Annotated in this window: 14 protein-coding genes; 8 read left to right on the top strand and 6 right to left on the bottom strand. The window is 73.4% G+C overall.

What is annotated here, in order from left to right:
- Positions 1 to 18 precede the first annotated feature (18 nt).
- The 3 genes from ACG2DA_RS16540 to ACG2DA_RS16530 form a co-directional block, all read right to left on the bottom strand.
- The gene (locus ACG2DA_RS16540; protein ID WP_395256898.1) at positions 19 to 717 is read right to left on the bottom strand and encodes an RsmE family RNA methyltransferase; all 699 of its coding nucleotides are present in this window, start codon (positions 715 to 717) and stop codon (positions 19 to 21) included.
- A gap of 88 nt (positions 718 to 805) precedes the next feature.
- Entirely contained in the window at positions 806 to 2,020 is a 1,215-nt protein-coding gene (locus ACG2DA_RS16535) for a hypothetical protein (RefSeq protein WP_395256897.1), read from the bottom strand.
- Positions 2,017 to 2,790, bottom strand: coding sequence for an FKBP-type peptidyl-prolyl cis-trans isomerase N-terminal domain-containing protein (locus tag ACG2DA_RS16530; protein WP_395256896.1), 774 nt, complete (start codon positions 2,788 to 2,790; stop codon positions 2,017 to 2,019). The genes ACG2DA_RS16535 and ACG2DA_RS16530 overlap by 4 nt, the downstream gene beginning before the upstream one ends.
- 247 nt (positions 2,791 to 3,037) lie before the next feature.
- On the opposite strand from ACG2DA_RS16530, the gene thyX reads away from it, so the two are divergent.
- On the top strand, positions 3,038 to 3,949 hold the full coding sequence (thyX, locus tag ACG2DA_RS16525) for an FAD-dependent thymidylate synthase (RefSeq protein WP_395256899.1): 912 nt from the start codon (positions 3,038 to 3,040) through the stop codon (positions 3,947 to 3,949).
- A gap of 131 nt (positions 3,950 to 4,080) precedes the next feature.
- The gene (rpsU, locus tag ACG2DA_RS16520) at positions 4,081 to 4,266 is read left to right on the top strand and encodes a 30S ribosomal protein S21 (RefSeq protein WP_395256895.1); all 186 of its coding nucleotides are present in this window, start codon (positions 4,081 to 4,083) and stop codon (positions 4,264 to 4,266) included.
- Here rpsU and ACG2DA_RS16515 read toward each other — a convergent pair.
- The gene (locus ACG2DA_RS16515; protein ID WP_395256894.1) at positions 4,221 to 4,670 is read right to left on the bottom strand and encodes a hypothetical protein; all 450 of its coding nucleotides are present in this window, start codon (positions 4,668 to 4,670) and stop codon (positions 4,221 to 4,223) included. The two genes, rpsU and ACG2DA_RS16515, sit on opposite strands and share 46 nt — an antisense overlap.
- 491 nt (positions 4,671 to 5,161) lie before the next feature.
- Here ACG2DA_RS16515 and ACG2DA_RS16510 point away from each other — a divergent pair, with 491 nt between their 5' ends.
- The 6 genes from ACG2DA_RS16510 (at position 5,162) to ACG2DA_RS16485 (ending at position 13,088) form a co-directional block, all read left to right on the top strand.
- On the top strand, positions 5,162 to 6,277 hold the full coding sequence (locus tag ACG2DA_RS16510; RefSeq protein WP_395256893.1) for a BON domain-containing protein: 1,116 nt from the start codon (positions 5,162 to 5,164) through the stop codon (positions 6,275 to 6,277).
- Positions 6,278 to 6,619: 342 nt separating this feature from the next.
- Positions 6,620 to 7,228 (top strand): hypothetical protein, encoded by a 609-nt coding sequence (locus ACG2DA_RS16505; protein WP_395256892.1) that lies wholly within the window; start codon positions 6,620 to 6,622, stop codon positions 7,226 to 7,228.
- Between the two features lie 330 nt (positions 7,229 to 7,558).
- Complete coding sequence (locus tag ACG2DA_RS16500) at positions 7,559 to 10,894, top strand: tetratricopeptide repeat protein (RefSeq protein ID WP_395256891.1); 3,336 nt, start codon at positions 7,559 to 7,561, stop codon at positions 10,892 to 10,894.
- Positions 10,895 to 10,964: 70 nt separating this feature from the next.
- The gene (locus ACG2DA_RS16495) at positions 10,965 to 11,900 is read left to right on the top strand and encodes a MotA/TolQ/ExbB proton channel family protein (protein ID WP_395256890.1); all 936 of its coding nucleotides are present in this window, start codon (positions 10,965 to 10,967) and stop codon (positions 11,898 to 11,900) included.
- Entirely contained in the window at positions 11,897 to 12,136 is a 240-nt protein-coding gene (thiS, locus tag ACG2DA_RS16490) for a sulfur carrier protein ThiS (protein ID WP_395256889.1), read from the top strand. Before ACG2DA_RS16495 ends, thiS begins: the two co-directional genes overlap by 4 nt.
- Positions 12,137 to 12,245: 109 nt before the next feature.
- Complete coding sequence (locus ACG2DA_RS16485) at positions 12,246 to 13,088, top strand: thiazole synthase (RefSeq protein ID WP_395256888.1); 843 nt, start codon at positions 12,246 to 12,248, stop codon at positions 13,086 to 13,088.
- A gap of 46 nt (positions 13,089 to 13,134) precedes the next feature.
- On the opposite strand, the gene ACG2DA_RS16480 is transcribed toward ACG2DA_RS16485, so the two are convergent.
- Entirely contained in the window at positions 13,135 to 13,971 is an 837-nt protein-coding gene (locus tag ACG2DA_RS16480; protein ID WP_395256887.1) for a hypothetical protein, read from the bottom strand.
- A gap of 70 nt (positions 13,972 to 14,041) precedes the next feature.
- The coding region (locus ACG2DA_RS16475) for a tRNA dihydrouridine synthase (protein ID WP_395256886.1) at positions 14,042 to 15,111 on the bottom strand (1,070 nt) is incomplete at its 5' end.

Genomic DNA, 15,111 nt, shown 5'->3' with positions numbered 1-15,111 from the left:
GGAGCTTGCGCTCCGGGCTCACGTTCCGGCGGCGAACACGGCCGCGGCGGCGATGGCGGCGGTCTCCGTGCGGAGGATCGGCGTCGTCAAGGCGGCGACCCGGGCGCCGGCCGCCGCGGCGATCTTCACCTCTTCCTCCGTGAACCCGCCCTCCGGGCCGATCAGGATCGCGTGCGGCCCCGACGGCGGGGCTGTGAAGCGGTCGCCGGAGACGTGGAACAGCGTCTTCGGCACGTCCTGTTCGAGGAACGCCGCGAACAGCACGGGCTCGGCGATCTCCGGCAGGCGGTCGCGGCGGCACTGCTTGCAGGCGGCCAGCGCGGTCGCCCGCAGTTTGTCGAGTTTGCCGCCGCCGGGGTCCACGGTGGAGCGTTCGCAGGTCAGCGGCACGACCCGGGCGACGCCCAGCTCCGTCGCCTTCTCAATCAGCCAGCGGAAGCGGTCCCCCTTCGGCGCCGCGACCGCCAGCGTCAGCGGGGAGGCCGGCGGCTCCGTCCGCACCGGGTCTTCGCAGAACAGTTCCGCGGCGGTCTTCGCCCCCTTCCCCCGCACCGCCTGCACCGTGGCGGCGGCCCGGGCGCCCTCGCCGTCGAACAGTTCCACCGCGTCCCCCGGCCCCAACCGCAGCACGGCGGTCAGGTGCTTCGCCTCCGGCCCGGCGAGCGTGAGCGGTCCGGCGGACAGCGGCGGCGGGGCGAAGAACCGCGGAGCGGACAAGGTTTGAGGGAGGGGTGAGGAGGGAGGAGGAAGGAGTGAGGAGCGGCCTTTTCCGCCGGACGCTTGGATCCGGCGCCGGCGGCGCCCGTCAGTCGTACAGCCGCTCGCCGGCGGTGCGGCGTTCGTGCCACTTCGCCCGCCAGGCGGCGAACTCGTCTTTCATGGCGTTCGAGACGCACAGCCCCGGCGGCCGGGAGGTGGGCAGGAACAGCACGCCGTCGATCCGCCCCAACCGCCGCACCAACCCCTGCGGAGACAGTTTCGCGTGCCTCTCGAAGAACGCCGCGAAGGACACCTTCCCCTCCGCCCGCACCAGCGTCTTGAGCGGGTCGGCGAGGGCGTCCACGTCGGTCGTCCACAGCTCCTGGGCCGTCCGCCCCATCTGATAGGCGAGGTCGCACAGCCGCGGGCCGAACAGGGTGATTGTGCCGAGGAACTGCACCGCCCCCGGCAGATCGCGGGAGCCGGTGAGGTACATCAGCCAGGTCAGGCCGCTGCCGCGGGGCACCTCGATCGTGACCGGTTTGATGTCGCGCTCGCCGGGCTCCACCTGCACGCGGATCGTGCGGGCGTCGCCGGCCTGCTTGTTCACCCAGAACAGCGCCGCGACGACGACGGTGGCGAACAGCGCCGCGACGATCCCGCTGCCGGGGGCGATCACGTACAGCACCAGCCAGGTGAGGCCGATCGCCGCCAGTCCGACCGGGGCCAGCGCCGCCGCCCCGAGGGCGTACATCTGAGCCTCCTTCCGGCAGCGTTCCGCCAACCAGTCGCGCAGCTTCGGCTTCGCCGCGGCGCCCTTCCCGCCGGCGGAGGCGCGGGCCGGGGGGGCGGGAGCGTCGCCGAAGTCCTCGTCCTCCACATCGGCATCGGCATCGGCGGCGACCGGTTTTGCGGCGGGCGCCGCGGCCCGGGGCGGGCGCTTCGCGGGGGGCTCCTCCGGCGGGGGGGTCAGGCCGGCGCCCCACTTCGGCGGTACGGTCGCCTCGCCGAGGGAATAGGTGTCCGCCGGCTCCGCGTCCGGGTCGGGCGTGCCGAAGGGGTCGACCGGCGGCGGGGGCGGCGGCAGTTCGTTCTCGTCGAGCCCGAACGGGTTGCGGTCCGGGGGGGCGTCGGCGAACGGATCCTCCTCGCCGGACGGCTCGTCCTCGGCGAAGGGGCCGTCGCCGGTGCGTTCGCCCCCGTCGGTCTCGTCCTCGTCACTGCGGGAGCGCTCGGAGAACGGGAAATCCACGTCCCCGTCCTCCCCGTCGTCCATCCAGCGGTCGGGATCGTCCGGGTCGTAGGAGGGTGAAGAGGTCACGGCGCCCCTCCGGATTCGTCCGTCCCGGCGGGGTCGGCGGCGTCCTCCTCAGATCCGGCCGGGAGCACGTCGAGCAGCTCCACCGTCACCGTCAGCGCCGCGTTGGGCGGCACGCCGGGGCCGCCGTCCGGGCCGTAGGCGCGATCCGGCGGCAGACCGACCGTCACCTCGGAACCGACGGGCACGGTCGGCAGCACGGTCCGCAGCCCGGGCAACAATCCCCGCAGCGGCGCCGCGATCGGTTCGCCGACGGTTTCGCCCGCCTCGTTCGTGCCGCGGGTGGCGAAAAACGGGACCTCCTCCCCGGCCAGCGAGGCTGTGTAGTGCACCCGCAGGCGGTCCGTCGGGGCGGGCTTGGGCCCCTCGCCGGTCCGGTCGAACCGGACGACCTCGCCGGTCGAAAGCGGTTTGAACCCCGGCTTCTCCGCCAGCGCCTCGAACGCGGCCCGGGAGGCGGCGGCCCGCTTCTCCGCCGCGGCGAGTTCCGCCTTGCGCACCCGCTCGGCGGCGCCGGCCAGCAACGCGGCGATCTCCTCGTCTGACAGCCGCACCGGCGCGTCCGTCAGGGCGTCCCGCAGGCCGTTGAGGAACAGCTGCGGGTCCGGGTCCAGCCCGTCCGCCAGCAGCGACCGCCCGACGTTCACCCCCAGGGCGTAGCTGAGCTTCTGCGGCTCCGTCAGTTCGGCGGGCGGCGCCGGCCCGGCGGCCGCCCCGCCCTCCTGCGGAGCGGGCGCCGACAGCAAAACGGCGGCGAGCAGGGCGGCGTTCACGAGGGAGTCCCAATCGAAGAATCACGGCGGGCCGGACGGTCCCCGGCCGTCCCTTCCTACCACACAGTCTAAGCGGGACGCATGCGTCCGGCGTGGGGGGAACTCCTTCCCGTGCCGGAGCGGCGAAGCGGGGACACGTCGGACGGGCGAAGCGGGGACGACCCGTTATCATCCGGCCGTGAAGGACGAGACCGCCCCCCCGCCCGCCGTCGACCCGCCCCCCGCCGCCGGCCCGGCGGAGGGGGAGCTGAGCGGCGCCGCCCCGGACCGGGCGACGCTGATCGAGTCGCTGCGGTGGAAGAAGTTCCCGCTGCTGGACGACGGGTTCGTCACGCTGGTCGACGTGATGGGCGACGACGCCGCCGTCGTGCAGGCGGCCCGCGTCTCCTACGGCGAAGGCACGAAGAGCGTCTCGAGCGACCGCGGGCTGATCCGCTACCTGATGCGGCACTCCCACAGCACGCCGTTCGAAATGGCGGAGCTGAAGTTCCTCTTCCGCGTCCCCATGGACACCTGGCGGCAGCAGATCCGCCACCGGACGGCGAACGTCAACGAGTACAGCACCCGGTACAGCGTCGCCATCGACGCCGCCCAGACGACCCCGCCGGACGCCTGGCGGGCCCAGGCCAAGACGAACCGGCAGGGCTCCGCGGGGTTCCTGCCGGCGGACGTCGGCGAGGCCCTGACCGCCGCGGAGGCGGAACTGCAGGCCAAAGCCCGACAGGTGTACGAGGCCCGGCTGGAGGCCGGCGTCGCCCGGGAGCAGGCCCGCAAGGACCTGCCGCTGAGCACCTACACGGAGGCCTACTGGAAGGTCGATCTGCACAACCTGTTGCACTTCCTGGCGTTGCGGATGGACTCCCACGCCCAGAAGGAGATCCGCGACTACGCCACCACGGTCGGCGAGCGAATCGTCGCCCCGCTGTTCCCCCTCACCTGGGAAGCCTTTACCGACTACCGCCTGAACGCCCACCGGCTGACGGGACCGGACGTCGGCGTGATCCAGCGGCTCGCCGCGACCGGCCAACCGGCGCCGCACTCCGAGGAAGCGTTCCTCGCCGCCCAAGACCCGGCGTGGGCGGAGATGAAGAGGTGTCGCGAGCGCGACGAATGCCGGGCGAAGCTGGTGCGGTTGGGGTTGATGGCGGACTCCGACTGACCCGCGGGCCGCGCCTCCCCCGGCCGGCGCCGTCTTCCTGCCCTTTCGCGTTGCCGAATGGAGGGGGCCGGCTTAGACTGCCGAATCCCCCGTACCGTCCGGCTCCCTTTTTCAACTCCCCGAGGCACCCCGTGGTTAAGTTGCGGCTCCGCGAGAACGAGAACGTCCAGGACGCGGTCCGCCGTTTCCGCAAGCTGGTGGAGCACGCCGGCATCAAGCGCGAGATGCGCCGCCGCGAGTTCTACGAGAAGCCCTCCGAGGAGAAGCGCCGTCAGAAGCGCCGCAACGAGCGCCGCTCCCGGATGAACAACCGGTAGAGCAAGTCGCCCCCGGATTCGCCGTCGCCGCGGGCCGCTTTGGGGGGCGGGACGGCGTCTTCGTCGTCCAGCACCACGCCGGCGGCGGCGGCGTCGCCGAGGGGCACCTTGATCGGCTGAAGGAAGTACAGCTTCTTGGTCGCCTTGGCCCGCAGGGCTTCGAGTTTCTCCTCGGCCTTGTCGCGCTCGGCGTAGGTGTAGCGGCCCTCTTCCTTCAGGCTGCCGTTGTAGACCGCCCACATCAGCAGTTTGCGGACGGGGGCCTTATCGGCCCGCTTGCGGGAAGAGGTCTTCCGCTTGGCGGTCGTCTTGCGACCGGCGGTCTTCTTATCGATCGCCTCGTACTGTTCGGCGATCTCGTGCTGGCGCCGCAGTTCCATGCGGCTGGCGGTTTTGCGGGCCACGGGGCGAAAAGGCGGGGCTGAAGAAGGAGGAGGAGACGGCGGGGCGGGGTCGGCGCGCGAAGCGTCCGCGAAGCCCCCCACGTTACCCGCGGAACGTCGGCTCGGGAACCGTTCGCCCCCGCAGGAGATCGCGGGGGCGGCGCGGTCCGGAGGAACGGTCCGCGAGAAAAACCCGCACGATCCGACAGAACCGCACCGACCGGCCTCACCCTCCCGGCCGTCGGCGGCCGATAGGCGGGACGGGTTCCCCGTTTCGTAACCCGGCCGGCCGCCGCCGGTCGGTCCGACGACGGGGATCCCGCCCCGGGCGGTCCCGAAGTTCGGCCCGCCCGCCGCATGATCCCGCTCACGAACGATCGACTTCGCCGTCGTCGGCCTCGGGGCGGGTCACGCCGCGGACTTTCCCACTTCGGACCAGTCACTTCGGAACCGCCCGCTCGCCCCGGTCCCCACGCCGACCCCGAGCGGTCCTCACTAGGAGCCCCGTCACGATGCGGACGCACCGCAAGGCCGGCCGGAAGGCCGCCGAAACTTACATGAAATGGGTCGCGGCCCTCGGGATCGCCGCGGCGGCCCCGAGCGCCGCCCCCGCCTTCGCCGACGGCCCGGCCGAACCGGCCGCCCAAAGCGCCGCGGAAACCCACGCCAACCAGCAGACCGCCGACGCCGTCGCCACCGCGCTGCGGGGCAGCGGCCTGCGGGGCAGCGGGGTGGAGATCGTCGTCCGCGAAGGCGCCTGCCGCCTGACCGGCACGGTCGAAACCGCCGCGATGAAGCAGCTGGCCGGCGAGGCCGCCTCCGGCGTGCCGGGCGTCACCAGCGTCGACAACGCGATGCAGGTGTCCTCGCCCGCCGCGCCGGCGCCGATGATCCAGGACGCCCGCGTGACGCCGGTCGCCGCCTCCGAGGCCGCCCCGGTGTCCAACCAGGCCGTCGCCCAGCAGATCGCCATCGCGGTGCAGCAGGCCGGTCTGGCCGGGTACGACATGGAGATCCGGTTCAAGGACGGGACCTGCACGCTGGCCGGCCAGGTGGCCGACAGCCAGCAGGTCGCCGCCGCCGTCTCCGCCGCCCGCAGCGTGCCGGGCGTCGGGACCGTGTCGAACCGGCTGAGCGTCGCTCCGGCGGCCCGCACCGCCGCCGCCCCGACCGCCCCCGCCGGCCCGATGAGCCGCGAGGAAATCGCCCGCCGCCGGGCGATGATGCAGCAGCGGGCGATGATGGCCGGGCAGATCCCCCCCGGCGCCCACGCCGGGATGATCCAGCCGACCGCCGGCCAGCTGCCCGCCCCCGGCGCCCCGGGCTGCCCCCCGGGCGCCAACCCCGCCGGCCCGCCGGCGATGGGCGCCGGCGCCGTCTACAACCAGGCCGCCCTGCCGGACTACGCCTGGCCGACCTACGCCCAGCACCCGAACTACGCGGCGGTCACCTACCCCAAAGACTACTCCGCCAGCGCCTGGCCGTACATCGGCCCGTTCTACCCCTACCCGCAGGTCCCGCTGGGCTGGCGTGAGGTGGAACTGGAATGGGACGACGGCCAGTGGTACCTGGACTTCCACGACCGCACCGACCGGTGGTGGTGGTTCATGAACCCCGAGAACTGGTGATCCGGTTGGATCGAGGGAACGGGGCGAGGCGTAAGTGAGCAACGGGCGGCGACTCCTCCAGGGGTCGCCGCCCGTTCTCTTTTGCGCCCGGCTCTCCGGCCGCCGCTCGACCGGCCCCCCCTTCTTCCTCCCTGTGCCTTCCGTCTTGCCCCTCGGAAAGCTCTGCGGGCGCGAACGGCTTTGCCGTCAGACCCGGCCTTTCCCGTCATATTCGCCCCAAGCCGGGCGAGTCGGGGCGCCGATACCAACGACACGTCCCGGCGTCAGGCCGGTTCACGTCCCGGCACCCGGCCGGTTTCCGACACCGGCCCTTCACCCGGCCCCCACCCCCCGAGGACCCCGATGCCCCGGACCACCTCCACGCCCGGTCGCCGGGCCGCCGCGCTGCTCCCGCTCGCCCTGCTGTGCGTGCTCCCCGGTTGCTTCGCCCCCCCGGGCGGCTTCAGGCTGTTCACCGGCTTCGTCGACGTCGCCTTCACCGGGGCGGAGTTCTGGCAGACGACGCCGATGATCCCCGTCACGGCGTTCGTCTCCGACCAGATCGAAGACACCTACTGGGAAGAGGAACGCTACGGCCGCGTCACCGTGCTGCCGGCCGTCGAGGGCGAGTTCGCCCCGATCTTCTGCCTGGACCCGCCCAGCCCGGACGAGGTCGTGCGGGCCATGCCGGACGAGGTCGAGGGCGGCGTGCCGTTCCTCGCGGAGACCTTCCACAACAACGTCCGCATGATCGTCGAGCCGATCGTCGACGACCTGGACGACTGCAAGTTCTACCCGCTGTTGGGCCCGGCCCGGCTGCACAAGTGCCACTACAAGTGCACCGTCTACTACGAGAAGACGATCCGCAGCATGTGGCCGATCCCCTTCGAACACACGGACGAGTCGCAGGAAGTGGTCTACATCGACAAGGACCACCTCATCCAATGCGGCCGCCCGGACAAGCCCTACTGAGCCGCCCCGCCCGGGCCGGTTCGGCCGAACTGAGTCTGCTGACGGCCTCGCGTTGAGCCGTCGGCGAGCCCCCGCCGCCGACCGCTCGCACGCCCGCCCGGGCCTTCCCGGCGGGCGTGCTTTTCGTTGGTGACGTCTCCCGAACGCCGGAGCCGTGCGGGGTGTGAAGCTGCGCCGCCGGCGGGGGACGCGGCGGGGGGAGATCGCGGCGGGGGACGTGCGGCGTCTTGTCGGGCGAGGCGCGGGGGTCGTACGATGCCCCGCCGCCGCCCGGGGGTCGTCGCCGCCGGGTCGATCCGATCCCCCCGCCCCGCCGCGACGGTTCCCGCCTTGCCCGGTCCGCCCGCCCGACCCGCCGTCGTCCGCGTCATGGTCGCGGGGCTGCTCGTGGGATCGTGGGCGCTGGGTGCCGCCGCCCCGGCGTGGGCCGGCCCGCCGGCGGAGGACTTCCGCTTCGCCGCGGGGCTGTATCAGAAGGAACGCTACGCGGACGCGGCCCGCAAGTTCGCGGACTTCCTCGCGGAGCACCCGGACCACGAGTTCGCCAAGCGGGCCGCCCTGTTCCGCGGCTTCAGCCTGTACGAAGCCGGCGAGATGGCCGCCGCCCGGGACGCCTTGCGGGCCGCCCTCACCCGGCCCGGCGACGGGGAGTACGTCTCCAGCGCGCTGCTGCGGATCGGATTGGCCGAGACCGCCCTGGGCGACCCCGCCGCCGCAATCAAGGCGCTGGAGAAACTGCGGGCGGACCACCCCGCGGACCCGCTCGCCGACGCCGCCCTGCTGCCGCTGGGCAAGGCCCGGCAGGCCGCCGGCGACCTGCCCGCCGCCGAACGGGCCGTGCGGCAGTACCTCAACGCCACGGCGAACGACGCTGACGCCAACCCCGCCACCCTCACCGACGCCCGCCGCACCCTCGGGAACATTCTCGCCGAGCAGGGCGAACCGGACGCCGCCGCCGCCGAGCTGCGCCGGGCCGCCGCCGGGCCCCGGCCGGAGTCCGACGAGGCCCTCCGCGACCTCGGCCTGCTCGAATACCGCCGCGGCGCCTACCAGGAGGCCGCCGACGCGTTCGGCGACCTGATCGACCGCGAACCGTCCCGCGGCCTGCTGACGGACGGCCGCATCAATCGCGGGTTCGCCCTATACCGGTTGAACGAGGACGAGGCCGCCGCCGCCGACCTGCGGGCCGCCGCCGACCTCGCCGCCCCGGAGCAGGCCCAACTCGCCCGGTTGTGGGCCGGCCGGGCCGCGGAGCGGGCTGGCGACCGCGAGGCCGCCGCCACGGACTACCGCATCGCCCGGGAACTCGCCCCGGAGGGCCGCTGGGTTCCGGACGTGCTGTACCGCTGGGGCATCCTGCTGGCCGACTCGCCGGACGCCGACGACCGCGCCCAGGCGCTGACGAAGTTTGAGCGGGTGCGGGAGGACTACCCGGAGTCGCCGCTGGCCGAGGCCGCCGCCGGGGAGTCGGCCCGATTGTTGATCGCCCGGGCGACCGCCGCCCTCCGCGACGGCGACCCGGCCGCCGCCCGCCAGCTCGCCGCCGACGCCCTCCAGCTGAACCCGGACGCGGCGGACGAGCCGCGGGTGGAGTTCCTGCTCACGCGGCTGGACGAGGCGGCGCTGGAGACCGCGGACGACACGCCGGAGCGGCGGGCGGTTGAGGCCCGCTACAACGCCCTCGCCGCCGACCAGACCGCCCCGGCCAGCGTGCGGCGGGACTCCGCGTTGCGGCGGGCCGAGTCGTTGCGGGCCCGCGGCGAACTGCAGGAGGCGATCAAGGGCTTCCTGTCGGTCGCCGACAGCCTGACGCCCGGGGAGGACGACGCCGCCCTGCGGGACGCGCTGGCCCTCGCCGCCGCCGCCGCCCGGGCCGCCGGAGAGCTGGAAACCGCCGCGGATGCCGGCGAACGGTTCCTCGATCTGTTCCCGAACGACCCGCGGGCGGACGACGTGCGGGCGGCGATGGCGGACGCCGCCGCCGCCGCGGGGGACTTCGACGCCGCCCTCGCCGCCTACAAGGCCGCGGTCGAGGTCGGCCGCACGCCGCGGACGGATCAACTGGCGGTGCGGCTGGCCGACCGGGCGATCGCCGAATTGGAAGCGCTGCCGGCCGACGCGGAGAACCGCGCGGCGAAGCGGCAGGCGCTGGCGACGACCGCCGCGGACCTCGTCGCCCCGCTCGCCGCCGACGCGGAGCTTGAGGACGCCGAGGTGCGGGCCGACGCCCTGAACCTGTTGGGCTGGGCGAACTACCACCGCGGGCAGTTCGCCGAGGCCGCCGCCGCGTACCGCACCGTCGTGGAGGAGTTGCCGCAGACGGGCGGGTTTGACGAGGCCCTGACGCAGTTGGGCGTTTCGCTGGCCCGAACCGACGACCGCGACGCCGCCGAGACCGCCCTGCGGACGGCGTGGAAACAACTCGCCCCGGAACAGCCGGCCCCCGCCGGGGCGGAGAGCGCCGGCCCGTTGCAGGACGCCTGGATCGCCGGGCTGGAGCGGGCCCGCTTCCTCCGCAGCCAACCCGACCGGGCCGGGGACGCCGGGGAGGCCTACGCGGAACTCTACGAGAAATTCCCCAACTCCCGCACCGGTCCGCTGCTGTGGGAGTGGGGCACGACGCTGTACGCCGCCGAACGTTACGACGAGGCGGACGCCGTCTACGCCACGCTGGTGGACGAGGCTCCGGACCACCCGGAGGCGGACAAGGCTCTGCTGATCCTCGCCGAGAGCGACCTGCTGGCGGCCCCGCCCCGGCCCGCGGACGCCCTGCGGCGGCTGGAACGGCTGCTCGATCCGGCGGACGGCGAGCCGGTGACGACGGACGACCGCACCGCCGAGAGCGCCGTCGAACCGTACCTGACGGCCCTCGCCGCCGCGGGCGATTCGGCCGCGGTGATCGCCGCCGCCGGCCCGCTGGCGGAGCGGTTCCCCGACACCCGGGCCGCCGCGATCGCCCGGCTGCTGGCCGCCGAAGCCCGCGTGCGACTGGCCGCGCAGCAGCCGGACGAAGCCGCGGATCTGCGGTCCGCCGCCCGCGAGGACCTCGCCGACGCCCGGGCGACGCTGGTCGCCCTGAACGTGCCGGAGCAGGCCGCCGACCGCCCGGACTGGGCCTCCCGGCCGTGGATCCTCGGGGCAAACGAGGCGTTCCTCGCCAAGGACTACGAGCAGGTGGACCGGCTCGTGCAGGAACTGGAATCCTGGCGGCCGGCCCCGCCGGACCTGTATGAGGCCCGGGAGATCCTCGCCCGCCGCTTCAAGCAGCAGGCCCCGCCGGACTTCGACCGGGCCGAGAAGATCGCCGCTTCCGTCGTGAACGACCCGCTGGCGGCCGGCACCGCGGCGTGGGACCGGGCCCAGTTCCTGCTGGCGGACATCGCCCTGCTCCGCCCGAAACCGGACGAGGCCGCGAAGAACGCCCTGCTCCGCAAGGCCCGCGACGTGTACCTCGCCCTCAACCTGAGCGGCTCCACCGACGCCGTGAGAGCGTTGGGCGGCCTGAAGACCGGCGAGATGGACGAGCGGCTGGGCGACCGGGAGCTGGCCCGCAAGTCCTACGAGGAAGTGATCGCCGACTTCCCCGACACCCCGGAGGCGAAAGCCGCCGCCGAAAAGCTCGCCGCCCTCAACGCCGCGTCGGACGCCGCCCCGGCTGCCGACTGACCCGCCGGGGTCTCCCGCTCGTCGGGCTCGCCCCGCTCTCCCCGTTCGCTCCCCGATCCCTCGCCCCCCCGTGCCGTTGGCCGCTCGACTGCTGATCGCCCGCGGCCTCGCGCTGGCGTTCGTTCTGCTCCCGTCCGGGCCGGCGCTGCTCGCCCAGGAGGCGGGCCCCGCCCCCGGCCCGGCCGCCCCGGGGGAGGCTCCCGCCCCGGACGCCGCCGCGGGGGGACCGTTCGGCGGCGAGCCGTGGCTGATGGGGCTGACGTTTGGCGAACTGCTGGCGATCGCGGCCCCGTTCCTCGTCGCCAGCCTGATCGCGATGTGGTTCGGCGTCGAACGCCTCGTCGTGCTGCGGCCGGGCCGGGTGATCCCCAAGGAGTTCGTGAACCGCTTCCTCAACCTGATCGAGTCCGGCCGGATCTCGCAGGAGGAGGCCCGTGAGATCTGCGAGGAGAACGGCAGCCCGGTCGCCGAGGTCTTCCGTCACGCGGTCAAGAAGAGCGGCCGGCCGGCGATGGAGGTCGAACAGGCGGTCATCGACGGCGGGGCCCGACAGGTATCGAACCTTCGCAAGCACCTGCGGGTGTTGAACGCCGTCGCCACGGTCAGCCCGCTGATGGGCCTGCTGGGCACGGTCGTCGGCATGATCGTCGCCTTCGCCAAGATCGCCGACGGCGAGGGGGCGATGGGCGACGCCGACCAACTGGCCGCCGGCATCGTCACCGCCCTACTGACCACGGCGTTGGGGCTGACGGTCGCGATCCCCTCGCTGACGCTCTATTTCTACCTCTCCGGCCGGGTCGAATCGCTGGTGATGCGGATGGACGAACTCGCCGAGCGGCTGGTGGAAGCCGTCGCCCGGGAGGAGGACGAAGCCGCCCCGGACGCCCCCGCCGAGCCGCCCCCGGCCCCGCACCGCCCCGGCCCGCCGAACGGCCGCAGCCCGGTCAAGAATGTCCCGGCCCGCGATCTGGCCCGCGCCCGCCAACCGGCGAGAACCGACGTATGAGCGCCCCCCCGACGAACGCCGCCCCGGACGTCCCGCTCTCGCTGACCGTCAACGGGGAGCCCCGCGAACTGCCGGCCGGCCTCACCGTGGCCGGGTTGCTGGAAGAACTGGGCGTCCCCGCCCGCGGCAGCGCCGTGGAGCGGAACCGCGAATTGGTCCCCCGCCGTCAGCACGCGGACACGCCGCTTTGCAGCGGCGACCGCATCGAGATCGTCACCCTCGTCGGCGGCGGGTGAGAGGCGGCACAGACGTTGGAGCCGCGACCGTTTGGGAGCGTCGCAGTCGGTTCGCGGTCGCGGAGGGACGCTCCCTAACGGTCGCGGCTTCAATCCTTATGATCCGGGAATGAACGCCGCGCCCGCCCCCGTTTCGCCCCCGTCCGACCCGCTGCAACTCGGTTCGCACACGCTCTCCGGCCGATTGATCGTCGGCACCGGCAAGTACGCCTCGCCGGAACAGATGGTCGCCTGTCTGGACGCCAGCGGGGCGGAGGTCGTCACCGTCGCCGTCCGCCGCGAACGGCTGATCGACAGCGCCGGCAAGAGCCTGTTGGATTACCTCGATCTGTCCCGGTACACGATCCTCCCCAACACGGCCGGCTGCTTCTCCGCGGAGGACGCCGTGCGGGTGGCCCGGCTGGGGCGGGAGATTCTCGACGGGCTGGAGAACCCCGGGGCGGAGTGGGTGAAGATCGAGGTCCTCGCCGACAAGAAGACCCTCCTGCCCGACCCGCTGGGCACTCTGGAGGCCACGGAGCAACTCGTCGCGGACGGCTTCAAGGTCCTCTGCTACACGACCGACGACCCCGTCACGGCGAAGCGACTCAAGGACGCCGGGGCGACCAGCGTGATGCCCGCCGGTTCGCCGATCGGCAGCGGTCAGGGCGTGCTGAACCCCAACAACCTCCGCATCTGCCTGGAGTACCTGAAGGAGAACGATCCGGACTACCCGGTAATCTGCGACGCCGGCGTGGGCACCCCCAGCGACGTGGCGATCGCGATGGAACTCGGCTGCGACGGCGTGCTGCTGAACACCGGCATCGCCGGGGCGAGCGACCCGCTGGCGATGGCCCACGCCATGCGGCACGCCTGCATCGCCGGCCGGCTGGGCTTCAAGGCCGGCCGCATCCCCAAAAAGCTCTACGCCACCGCGAGCAGCCCCGAGGAAGGCACGATCGCCGGCGAGTAGCGCCCCCGGTTCGCCGTCGCCGTGAGGCGGCGCGTCCCGCTCGACGCTACGGCGTGACGGCCAGACCGCTGTCGCCGGAGGCGGGGCCGGGTTTGAACTTCACCACGGCCAGCGCCGTCACGGTGAACCGGCTGAGGCTCGGCAGACCGTCGGGCGTCACCCAGACGTAGGTGTCCCCGCAGCGGCCGACGTGGCAGGCGCACTTCGGCACGTCCTGTTTGCCGCCGACCCCGTACCAGCCCGGCGGGGGCACGTCCGAGAGCAGCACCTCGATCGGCACCCGCCGCGGCCCGGGGGAGGCGCCGCTCGAAGAGGAACCGCCCGATCCGCCGCCGGACGAGCCGTCGTCGTCGCCCTCGGAGGGGGCGGCGAGGGCGTCCACTTCAGTTCCCCTCACCGGGCTGGAATCGATGTTCCGGCCGCTGCGTTCGTCCTCCTTGCGCAGCAGGGCGATTGCGGTCGGCGGGGGGAGCGGCGGCAGGCCCATTGCGGCCCGGTAAAGGTCCTGCAAATCGACCAGCCGCTGCGGGTCCGTCGTCGCGTCGGCGCCCCACTGCTCGCTCACTTGGCGGCCGAAGGCGGGGCCGTAACGGTCGATGCCGAACCCGCCGGCGCCGGGGACGTCCGCCCAATCGAACCCGCCGGCCCGGCCGAAGCTGGCTTCGTCGGAGACCTGCACCACGCCGTCCGCCAGATCGATGTGGCTGGGCAGATCGCAGGGGTTGCGGTGCATTCGGGCGAGGTTGTTCAGCACCGTGCGGTACTGAATATCCACCACGGTGCCGGCCGTCAGGGTCGTGCTCTCGACCAGCTGTCGATGCGTGCAGCCGGTCGGCAGCAGGCCGAGCGAGGCGCAGAGGGCGGCGGCGAGGAGACGGCTCACCTCCTCAGTGTCGGCCCCTGTTCCCGACCGGCTGAAGCGGTGGGCGAGACTTTGCGGCCGGCGAACGCCTTCACCACCGCTCCACCGGCCCGTTGGGGACCCGCACGAAAGCGGTCGGCACGTCGCTGATCCGTTCGCCGATGCGGCCTTCCAACTCCTCGCAGATGGCGTCGAACGCCGCGGGGGTTTCGAACCGGCGGAGCTTGTCCTCCAGGTCCTCCGGCACGCCCAGCACCGCCCCGTACCAGGCGGCGAACTTGCGGAACAGCACGCAGGCGTACTCCCCGCGGTCCTCGAGCATCAGCCCGAAGTGCCGACGCAGGAAGGCGAGCTTCTCGTCGTCGGTGGGGAGCCGTTCCGGCCGGCCGGCGGTGCGGTCGGCGAGGCGACGGAAGATCCACGGGTCCGCCAGGGCGCCGCGGCCGATGGCGACGGCGTCGCAGCCGGTTTCGGCCCGCATCCGTTCCGCGTCGGCGGGAACCCGCACGTCGCCGTTCCCCACCACGGGCACGAGGCCGTCGACCGCCTCCACGACCGCGGCGATGCCGCCGAGGCTCACCGTCCCGCGGAAGCCCTGGCTGCGGGTCCGGCCGTGCACCGTGATCCCCGCAGCGCCGATCTCCGCGAAGGCCCGGCTGAGCGCCGGGGCGGTTTGATTCTCCCGGTCCCAACCCAGCCGCAGCTTGACCGTCACCGGGATCGAGACGGCCTCCACCACCTCTTTGACGAGGGCGACGGCCCCGCCGGCGTCGCACATCAGCCGGGCCCCGCCGCCGGAGCCGGTCAGCTTGGCCATCGGGCAGCCCATGTTGAGGTCCACGCCCTCGCGGCCGTGGTCCTCCAGCCAACGGGCCGCGTCGGCCATCTGGGCGGCGGAGGAGCCGAAGATTTGCACGCTCAGCGGCCGATCGGCCGGCGAGGTCTTCAGCAGGTCGCGGCTCTTCTTGGTCTGTTCCAGCAGGTGCGAGGCGAGCACAAGGTCCGTCGTCGCCAGCCCCAGCCCCCCCAATTCTCGAATCGCCGTGCGGAAGGCGAGGTGCGTGTACCCCGCCAGCGGGGCCAGCACGTACCGACTGGCGAACCGCCGGCCGCCGACCGTGAAGCCGGCGTCTTCGGACGGCTCGGGGAGCGTCCCGGACG

The sequence above is a fragment of the Alienimonas sp. DA493 genome (assembly GCF_043951915.1).
In the GTDB taxonomy this organism is placed as follows: Bacteria; Planctomycetota; Planctomycetia; order Planctomycetales; family Planctomycetaceae; genus Alienimonas.
Note: the sequence above shows the minus strand (reverse complement) of the source record. Positions and strands in the feature narration are given on the sequence as shown.